At 50.2% G+C, this 12,973-nt stretch carries 13 protein-coding genes; 4 read left to right on the top strand and 9 right to left on the bottom strand.

Features of this window, described 5'->3' with window-relative positions:
• Positions 1 to 105 precede the first annotated feature (105 nt).
• The 4 genes from cspE to mgrB all read right to left on the bottom strand — a co-directional run bounded on the left by cspE (position 106) and on the right by mgrB (position 1,610).
• Entirely contained in the window at positions 106 to 315 is a 210-nt protein-coding gene (gene cspE, locus OGX83_RS04770; RefSeq protein ID WP_001062678.1) for a transcription antiterminator/RNA stability regulator CspE, read from the bottom strand.
• 12 nt (positions 316 to 327) lie between these two features.
• The gene (locus OGX83_RS04765) at positions 328 to 471 is read right to left on the bottom strand and encodes a DUF2627 domain-containing protein (protein ID WP_003034983.1); all 144 of its coding nucleotides are present in this window, start codon (positions 469 to 471) and stop codon (positions 328 to 330) included.
• Between the two features lie 636 nt (positions 472 to 1,107).
• Positions 1,108 to 1,392 (bottom strand): YebO family protein, encoded by a 285-nt coding sequence (locus OGX83_RS04760; protein ID WP_003833774.1) that lies wholly within the window; start codon positions 1,390 to 1,392, stop codon positions 1,108 to 1,110.
• A 74-nt stretch (positions 1,393 to 1,466) separates the two neighbouring features.
• Positions 1,467 to 1,610, bottom strand: a complete 144-nt coding sequence (gene mgrB, locus OGX83_RS04755) for a PhoP/PhoQ regulatory lipoprotein MgrB (protein WP_003034977.1) — start codon at positions 1,608 to 1,610, stop codon at positions 1,467 to 1,469.
• A gap of 164 nt (positions 1,611 to 1,774) precedes the next feature.
• Here mgrB and OGX83_RS04750 point away from each other — a divergent pair, with 164 nt between their 5' ends.
• Positions 1,775 to 2,014 carry a YobH family protein gene (locus OGX83_RS04750; protein WP_003034975.1) on the top strand — a complete coding sequence of 80 codons (240 nt, stop codon included), beginning with the start codon at positions 1,775 to 1,777 and terminating at the stop codon, positions 2,012 to 2,014.
• Positions 2,015 to 2,128: 114 nt separating this feature from the next.
• On the opposite strand, the gene kdgR is transcribed toward OGX83_RS04750, so the two are convergent.
• Entirely contained in the window at positions 2,129 to 2,920 is a 792-nt protein-coding gene (gene kdgR, locus OGX83_RS04745) for a DNA-binding transcriptional regulator KdgR (RefSeq protein WP_003833778.1), read from the bottom strand.
• Positions 2,921 to 3,094: 174 nt separating this feature from the next.
• Between kdgR and OGX83_RS04740 the strand changes: the two genes are divergently transcribed.
• Positions 3,095 to 4,468, top strand: coding sequence for an MFS transporter (locus OGX83_RS04740; protein WP_286580110.1), 1,374 nt, complete (start codon positions 3,095 to 3,097; stop codon positions 4,466 to 4,468).
• A 47-nt stretch (positions 4,469 to 4,515) separates the two neighbouring features.
• On the opposite strand, the gene htpX is transcribed toward OGX83_RS04740, so the two are convergent.
• The 4 genes from htpX to msrC form a co-directional block, all read right to left on the bottom strand.
• Positions 4,516 to 5,397 carry a protease HtpX gene (gene htpX, locus OGX83_RS04735; RefSeq protein ID WP_003034964.1) on the bottom strand — a complete coding sequence of 294 codons (882 nt, stop codon included), beginning with the start codon at positions 5,395 to 5,397 and terminating at the stop codon, positions 4,516 to 4,518.
• 192 nt (positions 5,398 to 5,589) lie between these two features.
• A complete protein-coding gene (gene prc / locus OGX83_RS04730) occupies positions 5,590 to 7,638 on the bottom strand; it encodes a carboxy terminal-processing peptidase (protein WP_048235216.1) in 2,049 nt (682 codons plus the stop codon).
• Between the two features lie 19 nt (positions 7,639 to 7,657).
• Entirely contained in the window at positions 7,658 to 8,344 is a 687-nt protein-coding gene (proQ, locus tag OGX83_RS04725; RefSeq protein ID WP_286587448.1) for an RNA chaperone ProQ, read from the bottom strand.
• 96 nt (positions 8,345 to 8,440) lie between these two features.
• Positions 8,441 to 8,938, bottom strand: coding sequence for a free L-methionine (R)-S-oxide reductase MsrC (gene msrC / locus OGX83_RS04720; RefSeq protein ID WP_003833782.1), 498 nt, complete (start codon positions 8,936 to 8,938; stop codon positions 8,441 to 8,443).
• A 128-nt stretch (positions 8,939 to 9,066) separates the two neighbouring features.
• Here msrC and yebS point away from each other — a divergent pair, with 128 nt between their 5' ends.
• Together yebS and OGX83_RS04710 are read left to right on the top strand one after the other, a co-directional pair.
• Entirely contained in the window at positions 9,067 to 10,350 is a 1,284-nt protein-coding gene (gene yebS, locus OGX83_RS04715; RefSeq protein ID WP_032943765.1) for a membrane integrity lipid transport subunit YebS, read from the top strand.
• Positions 10,319 to 12,952: a PqiB family protein gene (locus OGX83_RS04710; protein ID WP_063940870.1), complete on the top strand. Its 2,634-nt coding sequence runs from the start codon at positions 10,319 to 10,321 to the stop codon at positions 12,950 to 12,952. Before yebS ends, OGX83_RS04710 begins: the two co-directional genes overlap by 32 nt.
• Positions 12,953 to 12,973 lie beyond the last annotated feature (21 nt).

The following is a 12,973-nucleotide window of genomic DNA, read 5'->3' as shown; positions in this document are numbered from 1 at the left end:
GGCATTTAGAAATATTTAGACGTATTTTGAATTAAAAAGCCCCGCATAGGCGAGGCTTTATATCTGAGATGGTTGCGCATATGCGCTTCAAATCAGTGGTGTCGATCAGATAGCTGTTACGTTAACAGCAGCCGGACCTTTCTGGCCGTCCTGAATTTCGAACTCAACGTTCTGGCCTTCAGCCAGAGTTTTGAAGCCGTTACCCTGGATAGCGGAGAAGTGTACGAACACGTCTTTGCTGCCATCAGCCGGAGTAATGAAACCAAAACCTTTAGACTCGTTGAACCACTTAACTTGACCTTTAATCTTTGCCATTTGCAAAATTCCTTAGAGTATTTTCTTCGCCCGCAGGCATAACATAGATAAAACTGAGACATTACTGCTTGAGGCACTAATATAAGGTTCGGCAGAGAAGCGGTATTCAACGTCAACGTGTTTACTCAGGACTTCTTTACTGAAAATGCCACACATAAACAGAACTGTACCTCGTTTAACCCAAAACGTGTTATCACATACAACGTTAATAATGGCAAGCCATTTTTAAACGTGTCTCGATCGGTCGCACAAATCCCGTCGTTCATCAAACAGCAACTGCACAGTTATGCGCCACACCGAGTAGTGTTATATTCCCGCCTCTCGCCCCATCCCCCGCCTGGCTTGCACCATAGCCGGGACATTTCTACCATAGCTCAATAGCTTCGGTTGTTCCAGATTAGCTGTTACAGGGTGTGCCGGATATCATTTTTTATGCTTAGTAATGCATAAAATGTCACAAGCGTAAAAATGAGATCCGCCTTCTGCTTTTGCACCAAAATAATGAAAGAATGATGACAATGCACAAAAAAAGTAAGAGAAACGTTTCGCTGTTAATAAAACGATCGCTATCACAAAAATGACATAATCATATTTTTATCGTATGGGAAATTATATTTATATCAGACCGGGGATAAGATATTAATTGGTTGGAGCATCTGAAAATACTGAGTTTACACGCGTATCAGAGTGCTAATTACACGACATATACAGAAGAAAATAATCTGGCACGTTGGTGACAGGATGAAACATCTGAGAACAAAAGCAACAGATCCTCACCCTGTCATACCGTTTTTACCGCTCAGCTACCAGGCGGATGATGTCATCATCTTCATCCTTCGCTGTGACCGCAGCAGGCTCTGCTGCTTTTTCAGGTTCGTTAGCTTCGCAAAGGCGACGGAGCAATGCGTTCTGTCTTTTTTGCTGATCTAACAATGCTTCAAGCAGCTCAATCTGCTCATTAGTACGCGAACTTGCCCGATTGACGAAAAACCACAGTACAAGCCCGACAACCAGAATCACCACCGATACAGCCAAAGACGCCAAACTCAACGCGCCAGAATTCAAAACTTCGTTCATTTCACCACCTCAATGTAGACAGCGTAGTTTACCACTGCCGCACAAGAAGGTAATCAACTGTGGCAAAAATGCGCTTACCAGGGAATAAATTTATTGATGGCACAAATACCGCTGAAAAATTGTACATCCTGATCGCACATGATGTTGAACACTTGCGCCCACATCAGTATGCATACCAGCACGACAACTATCAGCACTACCCAGCGAATTTTTTTCACTCCAGCTCCACTCTTCGAATCTACATCTTATGTCTATAAATTATCATGCGTTACCTAAACCCAGCGTTAACTGTATCGGCATTCAATCTTTTTAGGAATGATTCACTTGTTTCATCCCATGTACAGGCTAATCTAATAATAACGAGAAAAGATAAGAGGTTGTAATGCGTCTGATAATCCGCGCTATTGTGTTGTTAGCTCTGGTTTGGATCGGTTTATTACTGAGCGGCTACGGAATTTTGATTGGAAGTAAGGAGAATGCAGCGGGTCTGGGCTTACAATGCCAATATCTGACCGCCCGCGGAACCAGCACCGCACAATACGTCCACACAAACAGCGGTATCATTGGCCTGTCGGATTGCCCTTTGCTAAGAAAAAGTACGGTCATTATTGATAACGGTTAATATAGCAACAATACATACGCTACGTTATTTGCACCAACTAACGTTATGACTGTTCATAAAAAACCCCAGATACAAAAATACCTGGGGTTTTTAAGTTGACGCTATTACGCCAGATTAGAACGGATAGTCGTTATAACCCATTTGTTCTGAAATTTTACGCGCAGCCGTATGCAGCATCGCCACATACTCGTGCAAACGTTCCTCTGAGAAACGCAGCGTCGGGAATGAAATACTCAAGCCTGCAATCACCACACCGAAACGGTCAAACACCGGCACACCGATGCAGCGCAGACCTTCTTCCTGTTCTTCGTTGTCTTCACCGTAGCCCTGCTCACGGACTTTATCCAGCAGTACCAGCAATTCATCAGTATTGGTAATAGTACGGTCGGTACTGCGTTTGTACTCAATACCATCCAGAATTTGCTTCACTTCATCGCGGTCACGCCATGCCAGCAGAACTTTACCGATAGCCGTGCTGTACAGTGGATTACGGCGACCTACGCGAGAATACATGCGCAGATTGTACATGGAGTCGATTTTATGAATGTAGACGATGCTGTCTTCATCCAGTGCGCCAAGGTGTACTGTCTCTTTGGTCAGGCGCGAAAGTTCGCGCATCTGAATATCAGCGCTACGGATAAGATCGACGTTTTGTAACGCGCGAGCACCCAGCTCGAATAGTTTCAGGGTCAGTGAGTATTTCTCAGACTCCCCTTCTTGTGCCACATAGCCCAGCGTTTTCATGGTCTGCAAAAAGCGATAAACGGTGCTTTTCGACATCATGACGCGTTGCGACAACTCGGTAATACCAATTTCGCGCTCTTCACCCAGCGCCTGCAGGATGCCAAAAACCTTCAGCACGGAAGATACAGAATCAGGTTGTTTATCCAGATCTGCGATTGCCATTTATCACCCCTTTCGAGTGTTTTATAAAAATCAGAACCGGTTTTTATTATAATTTCACGTATCAGCCCTCGCAATCGCTCTTTGCTTACTTAGTTACAAATCTGCGACCTAACGCCTGAATATCAATGCTAAAATTATTATTCTCATCATAAATTCCGACAATATTGACTTCCTATGGAAAAAACTCAGACCGATGGTCTGCCATTGCCTCAGCGATACGGCGCAATTTTAACCATTGTTATTGGCATCTCTATGGCAGTACTCGACGGCGCAATAGCGAACGTTGCCCTCCCCACTATCGCCACCGATCTTCAGGCCTCACCCGCCAGCTCAATCTGGATTGTGAACGCCTACCAAATTGCGATCGTTGTTTCGCTGTTATCGCTCTCTTTTTTAGGTGATATGTTTGGCTACCGACGCATTTATAAGTGTGGTCTGGTCGTGTTTCTGTTCGCGTCGCTATTTTGTGCCTTGTCAGACTCGCTGCATATGCTGACGTTAGCGCGCGTGGCTCAGGGGTTTGGCGGCGCGGCGCTGATGAGCGTTAATACGGCATTGATCCGACTCATTTATCCTCAGCGCCAGCTTGGCCGCGGAATGGGTATTAACTCCTTTATCGTGGCTGTATCCTCGGCAGCGGGTCCGACTATTGCGGCGGCTATTCTTTCTATTGCCTCGTGGAAATGGCTATTCCTGATTAACGTTCCACTGGGGATCATCGCCCTGCTACTGGCTATGCGTTTTTTGCCACCCAATTCATCACGTGGCAATAAACCGCGCTTCGATCTGCCCAGCGCAGTGATGAACGCCTTAACATTCGGTTTGTTAATCACGGCACTCAGCGGATTTGCACAGGGACAGTCGCTAAAACTGATTGGTGCTGAACTTGTGGGTCTTCTTGTGGTAGGGTTTTTCTTTATCCGCCGCCAACTCGCATTGCCAGTACCGTTATTACCGGTTGATCTGCTACGCATTCCGCTGTTTTCACTCTCTATTTGTACTTCAATCTGTTCATTCAGCGCACAGATGCTGGCGATGGTTTCTCTCCCCTTTTTCATGCAAACGGTTCTCGGGCGCAGCGAGGTTGAAACGGGCCTGCTGCTGACGCCGTGGCCGCTGGCAACCATGGTGATGGCCCCACTGGCGGGATATTTGATTGAACGTGTTCATGCGGGTCTGCTGGGCGCGCTGGGCATGGCAGTAATGGCGTGTGGGCTGTTTTCGCTGGTGTTGCTGCCCGCATCACCTTCTGATTTTAATATCATCTGGCCAATGATTTTGTGCGGTGCGGGTTTTGGCTTGTTCCAGTCACCGAATAATCACACCATCATCACCTCCGCGCCGCGTGATCGTAGCGGAGGCGCGAGCGGTATGCTTGGAACGGCGCGTTTACTGGGCCAGAGTACCGGGGCCGCACTGGTTGCGCTGATGCTAAATCAGTTTGGCGACAGCGGAACACACGTTTCGCTGATAACAGCGGGTATTCTGGCTTCGCTAGCCGCAATCGTGAGTGGCTTACGTATCACACAACCGCGAGTTCAGGCATAAAAAAAGCGCGTCTGTCGACGCGCTTTTTATTTTAAGTCTGCTGCCAATTATTTCAGGTATTCACCGCTGCGCAGCGCTTCAATACGTTTGTCCAACGGCGGGTGAGTCATAAACAGCTCACTCAACGATTTGGATTTACCGTTGATGCAGAACGCCATCATGCTGGTCGCTTCCTGCGGCTCATAGCTGGTTTTCAGGCGCTGTAGCGCGGCGATCATTTTTTCACGACCCACCAGTTTCGCTGAGCCTGCATCCGCATGGAATTCACGATGACGTGAGAACCACATCGTAATAATGCTCGCCAGAATACCAAATACCAACTCCAGTACCGTTGCTACCGCAAAGTAGATTAACGGGTTACCGTTGCTACCCTCTCCCTCATCGCGGTTGCCGCCCATAAACCCAGCGGCAATCTGCGCCAGAATACGTGAGATAAAGATAACGAAAGTGTTCACCACACCCTGAATTAACGTCATGGTAACCATATCGCCATTAGCAATGTGGCTGATCTCATGCGCGATAACCGCTTCGGCTTCATCCGGACTCATGTTTTGCAACAGGCCAGTACTTACAGCCACCAGCGAGGCATCCCGGCGCGCACCGGTAGCAAACGCGTTAATATCTGGCGCATGGTAGATTGCAACCTGCGGCATAGCGATCCCGGCCTGGCGGGCCTGGTTCGCGACTGTATTCATCAGCCAGCGTTCTCTTTCATTGCGAGGCTGTTCGATCACTTCCCCGCCAACGGACTTTAACGCCATCCATTTGGACATCAGCAGCGAAATGAAGGAACCACCAAAACCAAACAGCAGTGCCATGATCAACAAGCCTTGAACGCTGCTTGACTGAATCCCTGTCAGGCTCAATACCAGCCCGAAAACGACCATCACAGCCAGGTTCGTCAGCAGGAAGAGCGCGATTCGCATCATAATTTTCTTTTAACCTCAATTTAACAAAACGCACTATGCGATTACCCATATCGTATGGGTCTTATGACTATTTTCAAGCATCCATAGGTGCTAAGTCACCAGAAAGACACAACTTTACATTTTATCGTATCAGACTGACGTCTTCATGCACTTGTTAAAAAAACAGGCACAATTTCTTGTGCCTGTTCGAGGTTATTGACTGGTTGCGGGCTGTTCCGCTGGCTTTTCTTTTTCAAGATGCGCCAGGTCGAGCGCGATTTTTACCGTTTCATCCAGGTATGGATCCGGTTCCTGGTAATCCTTCGGTAGATCGTCCAGTTTCTTCAGCAGCGGTTTGCCTTCACGCTTGAACCGATCGTTAATACGCGCCAGACGCATTGCGTCATCTTCGTTATTCTCTTTTTCACGCTGAGCGTAATTCAGAGAAGCGATGTTGCGCTTATCCTTCATCGCATTGAAACGCGCAATGTCCTTCATGATGTACTGGAACTCAGGATCGTTCGCAATACGTGCATTGTGCTCTTTCAGCAATTCAGGTCCGAACGGCGTCAGATTATCTGACTTGGTGTAGGTCGCCGCATCAATGCTGTCCCACGGCAGCGCGTTATCTTCAAACTTCTCGCCGGTTTCAGTTTCTTCATTACCTGTCGGCATGATGATATCTGGCGTAACACCCTTACGCTGCGTGCTGCCACCGTTTACGCGGTAGAATTTCTGGATCGTGTACTGAACAGAACCCAGCGCAGGCCATTCCGGACGCAGCATCTGATCGTAAATACGATTCAGGGAGCGATACTGCTGTACGGTGCCCTTCCCAAAGGTCGGTTCACCGACGATCAGCGCACGGCCATAATCCTGCATTGCCGCGGCAAAAATTTCCGATGCCGAGGCACTGAAGCGATCGACCAATACCACCAGCGGGCCTTTGTAGTACACAACGCCGTCGGTATCGCTGTCTTCACGCACTTTGCCGTTATTGTCACGAACCTGAACCACCGGACCGGAAGGAATGAACAGACCAGAAAGCGAAACCGCTTCGGTCAGCGCTCCACCGCCGTTGGTACGCAGATCGATGATGATGCTGCTGACGTTCTGTTTTTCCAGTTTCTGCAGTTGGACTTTGACATCATCAGTCAGGCCAACATAGAAACCAGGAATATCCAGTACGCCGACTTTTTCTTTGCCAACGGTTTTCACGGACATTTTAACGGCACGGTCTTCGAGACGGATACGTTCACGCGTTAGCGTCACGGTGCGCGTCTTGGTACCTTTACCGGCAGGCAGAATTTCAAGGCGCACCTTGCTGCCTTTAGGTCCTTTGATCAGTGCTACGACATCATCCAGACGCCAGCCAATCACATCGACCATGCCCTTGCCCGTCTGCCCGACGCCGACAATACGATCGCCAACACTGATCGCTTTGCTCTTGGCTGCCGGACCACCTGCCACCATGGAGTTAATGACGGTGTAGTCATCATCCATCTGCAGAACCGCGCCAATACCTTCCAAAGACAAGCTCATTTCAGTATTGAACTGCTCGGTATTGCGCGGAGAGAGATAGTTAGTATGCGGGTCGATTTCACGGGCGAACGCTGTCATCGCCAGTGAGAACACATCTTCGCTGTTGGTCTGCGCCAGACGGCGAATCGCAAATTTGTAGCGGCGCGTCAGCGTTTCGCGGATTTCCGCATCGGTTTTACCGGTCAGCTTCAGGCTGAGTTCGTCAAATTTAACCTTGCCGTCCCACAGCGCATTAAGCTCTGCTTCGCTCTTCGGCCACGGCGCTTTGCTTCGGTCGAGGTTAAAGGTGTCATTACCGGTGAAATCCATTGGACGTGCCAGTACGCTTAATGCGTACTGATAACGTTCAAATCGGCGTTTTTGCGCCAGATTATAGAGATCGTAAAAGACATCCAGCTTGCCGGTGCGCAGTTCATCGCCGAGGACCGTTTTCTTTTTTGCATACTGTTCGATATCGCTCGCCAGCAGCACGTTGTGGCTGTAGTCGAGCAAATTCAAATAGCGGTCAAAAATTTTTGCCGAAAACGCCTGATCCAGATCGAACTGGCGATAGTGTGATCGCGTAAAACGCGACGTCACACGTTCGCTTACCGTCGCATGCTGGGTTTCTTCCTTTAAAACGGGGATTTGATCGGCACGCGTGATGTCTTCCACAGCAAGTGCCTGGCCTGCTAATGCAAGCAGACCAGCTAACGCAGTAAGCCTAAAAAAAGTGTTCATGCCAGGCCTGGCCTCCGTTTCAGAACACCAGGTGTTCTGCGCGTACAATCAAAGACATACCCGAATTCAGCTGTACACGGACGCCATCTTTGGTGATTTCTAATACGGTGGCATCCATCGCATTATTTCCTGCTTTCACCTTCAGAGACTGCCCTACCGTCAGTACTGAAATATCAGATACCGGGGTATGCTGTTCTTCGCGAGGAGCACGCGGTGCTTTTGCTGCTGGTTTTTCAGCGCGAGGTTTACGCTCAGCACCTTCTTTACGACGCGGTGCAGGACGCGGCTTACGCTCGCGACGCGGTGCGTCTTCTTTTTCACCGGCGGCAGCGGCCGCTTCGCGTTTTTTCGCCTGTTGCTCTACGCGTTGCGCCTGAACACGGGCTTTAGCTTCTTCCAGCTGTTTGCGAGCATGTTCAACATGTTGTTCATCCAGCTCACCACAAGGGTTGCCGTCGAGATCAACACGCGTTGCGCCCAATTTAACGCCATACAGATAGCGCCAGCTTGAAGTATAGAGACGTAAGGCAGAACGGAGCTGCGTCTTGCTGAGGTTCATTTCACCCTCAACACGCTCTACCAGATCCTGAAAAATGCCAATTTTCAGTGGGCGCGCTTCGCCTTCCGCACTAAAACACTGCGGGAAGCGTTCGGCCAGAAACGCGATGACTTCTTTACTGCTATTCAACTTAGGTTGATTTTCCATGAAATTTCCTGATTACAACGGACGTAGCCAACAAGCGCAGGCATGAACAGGCGACATTATAATGACGTCATCAGTAATTGCTACGTTATCCGTTGATTATCCTGCGACGCGCGCAAAGAATTTTTTGTAATCCGTCGTTGCAAGCACGGTTTCAAGCTGTGCCACAAGCGTACGCAGACCTTGTTCATCTTCTTCAGTAAAGCGGCCAAATGCCGTGCTATCAATATCCAGCACGCCGATTATCTGATTGTCGACAGCGATCGGCAGGACGATTTCAGCGTTGCTGGCGGCATCACAGGCGATGTGCCCATCAAAAGCATGTACGTCCTCAATACGCTGAACCTGGTTCTGCGCCACTGCGGTACCGCACACACCGCGCCCTACCGGGATCCGCACGCAGGCAATTTTGCCCTGGAAGGGACCAAGCACCAGCGTATCGTCCTCAAGCAGGTAAAAACCGGCCCAATTCACTTCTGCAAGACGCTCGTACAACAATGCACTGGTATTCGCCAGCGTTGCCAGAAAACTGGTTTCACCTGCCATCAATGCCTGAAAATCACGGTTCAGATCCGTGTATAGCTCTATTTTGTTCATTATATAATCACTTAGTTGTCTTACTTAAAACTGCAGCCTACTAAAATAAACATTAAATGCGTTAATGCTCAAGATCATTCCCGTCATGAGTTAAGATAACATTACTTCAACAATTTGATTCGCGATACATGGCCTTAACGACACCACGCATCACGCCAACTAAAAAAATAGCCATCAGGTCCATCGGTGAGGCACTACCTCGTGCACATTATCATCGCTGCCCTGAATGTGACCTGATATTTAGCTTGCCTAAAATGCGTTCGCACCAAAGTGCCTTTTGCCCACGCTGCCAGGCAAAAATTCGTGACGGACGCGACTGGTCGTTAACGCGACTGGCGGCAATGGCTTTCACCATGTTGCTGCTGATGCCCTTTGCCTGGGGAGAGCCACTCCTGCACATCTATTTATTAGGCGTGCGCATTGATGCCAATGTGATGCAAGGCATCTGGCAAATGACCCGACAAGGTGATCCCCTCACCGCCTCCTTCGTGCTTTTTTGCGTCGCTGGTGCGCCACTAATTCTCGTGACCTCAATCGCTTATCTGTGGTTTGGTAATATTCTCGGGATGAACCTGCGCCCGGTGCTGCTGATGCTGGAAAGGCTCAAAGAGTGGGTGATGCTCGATATTTACCTGGTGGGTATCGGCGTCGCATCAATCAAGGTTCAGGACTATGCTTTTTTGCAGCCTGGCGTGGGGCTGTTTGCTTTTATTGCGCTGGTGATCCTCAGTATTTTGACGCTGTCACATCTTAACGTTGAGCAGCTTTGGGACCGTTTCTACCCGCAAAGACCGGCTCGTCGGCCCGATGAAAAGCTCCGCGTCTGCCTCGGCTGCCATTTTACAGGTTATCCGGATGCCCGCGGTCGCTGCCCTCGCTGCCATATCCCGTTGCGCTGGCGCAGAAATCAAAGTATCCAAAAGTGTTGGGCGGCACTGCTGGCCTCGATTGTCCTGCTTTTGCCCGCTAACCTGCTGCCCATCTCGATAATTTATGTCAACGGCGGCCGACAGGAAGACACAATTCTGTCAGGCATAATCTCTTTGGCAAACAGTAATGTCGGCGTAGCGGCGATCGTGTTTATCGCCAGTATATTAGTGCCATTCACCAAAGTGATTGTGATGTTTACGTTGCTATTCAGCATCCACTTTAATTGTGAACAAGGGTTGCGCACCCGTATAAAACTACTGCGTATGGTGACCTGGATTGGCCGCTGGTCAATGCTCGATCTCTTTGTTATCGCGTTAACCATGTCGCTGATAAATCGCGATCAGATACTTGCTTTTACTATGGGACCGGCTGCGTTTTATTTCGGCGCAGCGGTAATATTGACTATTCTTGCTGTGGAATGGCTGGACAGCCGCTTACTTTGGGATGCACATGAGTCAGGAAACGCCCGCTTCGCAGACTGAAGCGCAGATTAAAACAAAACGCCGTATCTCCCCGTTCTGGCTGCTGCCGTTCATCGCGCTGATGATCGCAGGATGGCTTATCTGGGGAAGCTATGAAGATCGCGGCAATACCGTGACCATCGACTTTATGTCTGCGGACGGCATTGTGCCAGGCCGTACTCCCGTTCGTTATCAGGGCGTTGAAGTGGGCACGGTACAGGATATCAACCTCAGCAAAGATCTGCGCAAAATTGAAGTCCGCGTCAGCATCAAATCGAGCATGAAAGATGCTCTGCGCAAAGATACCCAGTTCTGGCTGGTCACGCCGAAGGCGTCGCTTGCTGGGGTTTCTGGTCTGGATGCGTTGGTTGGCGGCAACTATATCGGCATGATGCCCGGTACTGGCGAGGCCGAGGATCATTTCGTCGCCCTCGACACCCAGCCCAAGTATCGTCTGGATAATGGCGATTTAATGTTGCATCTGCGCGCCCCTGATCTCGGATCGCTTAATAGCGGTTCACTGGTTTATTTCCGTAAGATTCCGGTGGGCAGGGTCTATGACTACACCATCAACCCGAACCATCAGGGCGTAACCATCGATGTATTGATTGAACGTCGCTTCACCAATCTGGTGAAAAAAGGCAGCCGCTTCTGGAACGTCTCCGGTGTAAATGCGGATGTCAGCCTTAGCGGTGCGAAGGTAAAACTGGAGAGTCTGGCGGCGCTGGTCAACGGTGCCATTGCTTTTGATTCACCCGAAGACTCAAAACCTGCTGCGGCAGACGACACGTTTGGTCTATATCAGGATCTCGCGCACAGTCAGCGTGGAGTAATCGTCAAGCTTGATTTACCCAGCGGAGATGGACTCAAAGCAGGCTCAACATCGCTGATGTATCAAGGATTAGAAGTCGGTCAGCTCACAAAACTGGATTTAAACCCAGGCGGTAAAGTCACCGGCGAAATGACGGTCGATCCCAGCGTCGTAACGCTGCTGCGTGACAACACACGAATTGAGTTACACAGCCCTAAATTATCGTTAAGCGATGTGAATCTCAGTTCGCTGCTAACAGGTAAAACTTTCGAGCTGGTACCTGGCGAAGGCGAGCCGCGTAACCAGTTTGTCGTTATTCCCGCTGAGAAGTCGTTGTTACACGACCCAGGCGTCATGACGTTTACGCTGACCGCGCCGGAGAGTTACGGTATTGATGCTGGCCAGCCGCTAATTCTTCACGGCGTACAGGTCGGTCAGGTGATTGAGCGTACGCTTTCCAGCAAAGGCGTCTCATTTACCGTTGCTGTTGAACCACAGCATCGTGACCTGGTGCAGGGTGACAGTAAGTTCGTGGTGAACAGCCGCGTGGATGTCAAAGTCGGACTTGATGGCGTGGAGTTCCTTGGCGCCAGCGCCAGTGAATGGCTCAGCGGCGGCATTCGTATTTTGCCCGGTACTAAGGGTGAAATGAAAAAAAGCTACCCGCTTTACGCTAACCTGGAGAAAGCGATTGAAAACAGTCTGAGCGATCTGCCAACCACTACGGTCAGCCTGAGCGCCGAAACGCTACCTGATGTACAGGCTGGCTCGGTGGTGCTTTACCGCAAATTCGAGGTCGGTGAAGTGATTAGCGTTCGTCCTCGCGCCGATGCGTTTGATATCGATCTGCATATCAAACCGGAATATCGCAACCTGTTGACCAGCAACAGCGTGTTCTGGGCCGAAGGCGGAGCAAAAGTTCAGCTTAACGGCAGCGGATTAACCGTACAGGCATCTCCCCTTTCACGCGCGCTGAAAGGGGCGATTAGCTTCGATAATTTAAGCGGTGCCAGCGCCAGCCAACGTAAAGGCGACAAGCGTATTCTGTATGCTTCGGAAACCGCCGCGCGTGCGGTCGGCGGCCAGATAACGCTGCATGCGTTCGATGCCGGTAAACTCGCTGCAGGCATGCCGATTCGCTACCTGGGAATCGATATCGGACAGATCCAGACGCTTGAGCTGATCACCGCCCGTAACGAAGTTCAGGCAAAAGCGGTTCTGTACCCGGAATACGTGCAGACCTTCGCGCGAAGCGGTACCCGTTTCTCCGTGATCACCCCGCAAATCTCGGCAGCGGGCGTGGAGCATCTGGATACAATCCTGCAGCCGTATATCAACGTTGAACCAGGACGCGGTAATCCGCGCCGTGATTTTGAGCTGCAGGAAGCCACCATTACCGACTCTCGTTACCTCGATGGTCTGAGTATTGTGGTTGAAGCACCAGAAGCAGGTTCGCTGAATATCGGAACCCCGGTGTTGTTCAGAGGTATTGAAGTGGGGACCGTCACCGGGCTGACGCTGGGCTCGCTTTCCGATCGTGTGATGGTTGCCATGCGCATTAGCCAACGCTATCAGCATCTGGTACGCAACAACTCCGTGTTCTGGCTGGCATCCGGCTACAATCTCGACTTCGGCCTGACCGGCGGTGTCGTGAAGACCGGTACCTTCAATCAGTTCATCCGCGGCGGCATCGCCTTCGCGACTCCACCAGGTACACCGCTGGCTCCGAAAGCACAGGCCGGTAAACACTTCCTGTTGCTGGAAAGCGAACCAAAAGAGTGGCGTGAATGGGGAACCGCCCTGCCACGTTAATCTCTCCACTTGCTCCGGCGT

It is taken from the genome of Citrobacter sp. Cpo074, assembly GCF_030332745.1.
GTDB classification, from domain to species: domain Bacteria; phylum Pseudomonadota; class Gammaproteobacteria; order Enterobacterales; family Enterobacteriaceae; genus Citrobacter; species Citrobacter portucalensis.
The sequence above is the reverse complement of the archived record's forward strand: the minus strand, read 5'-3'. Positions and strand labels throughout refer to the sequence as shown.

What these genes read in the sequence shown, in the direction of transcription:
- OGX83_RS04765 (WP_003034983.1), bottom strand. Translation starts at nt 471, where the DNA reads ATGTGTGGCATTTTCAGTAAAGAAGTCCTGAGTAAACACGTTGACGTT.
- kdgR (WP_003833778.1), bottom strand. Translation starts at nt 2,920, where the DNA reads ATGGCAATCGCAGATCTGGATAAACAACCTGATTCTGTATCTTCCGTG.
- proQ (WP_286587448.1), bottom strand. Translation starts at nt 8,344, where the DNA reads ATGGAAAATCAACCTAAGTTGAATAGCAGTAAAGAAGTCATCGCGTTT.
- cspE (WP_001062678.1), bottom strand. Translation starts at nt 315, where the DNA reads ATGGCAAAGATTAAAGGTCAAGTTAAGTGGTTCAACGAGTCTAAAGGT.
- OGX83_RS04710 (WP_063940870.1), top strand. Translation starts at nt 10,319, where the DNA reads ATGAGTCAGGAAACGCCCGCTTCGCAGACTGAAGCGCAGATTAAAACA.
- OGX83_RS04760 (WP_003833774.1), bottom strand. Translation starts at nt 1,392, where the DNA reads ATGAACGAAGTTTTGAATTCTGGCGCGTTGAGTTTGGCGTCTTTGGCT.
- yebS (WP_032943765.1), top strand. Translation starts at nt 9,067, where the DNA reads ATGGCCTTAACGACACCACGCATCACGCCAACTAAAAAAATAGCCATC.
- htpX (WP_003034964.1), bottom strand. Translation starts at nt 5,397, where the DNA reads ATGATGCGAATCGCGCTCTTCCTGCTGACGAACCTGGCTGTGATGGTC.
- OGX83_RS04740 (WP_286580110.1), top strand. Translation starts at nt 3,095, where the DNA reads ATGGAAAAAACTCAGACCGATGGTCTGCCATTGCCTCAGCGATACGGC.
- msrC (WP_003833782.1), bottom strand. Translation starts at nt 8,938, where the DNA reads ATGAACAAAATAGAGCTATACACGGATCTGAACCGTGATTTTCAGGCA.
- OGX83_RS04750 (WP_003034975.1), top strand. Translation starts at nt 1,775, where the DNA reads ATGCGTCTGATAATCCGCGCTATTGTGTTGTTAGCTCTGGTTTGGATC.
- prc (WP_048235216.1), bottom strand. Translation starts at nt 7,638, where the DNA reads ATGAACACTTTTTTTAGGCTTACTGCGTTAGCTGGTCTGCTTGCATTA.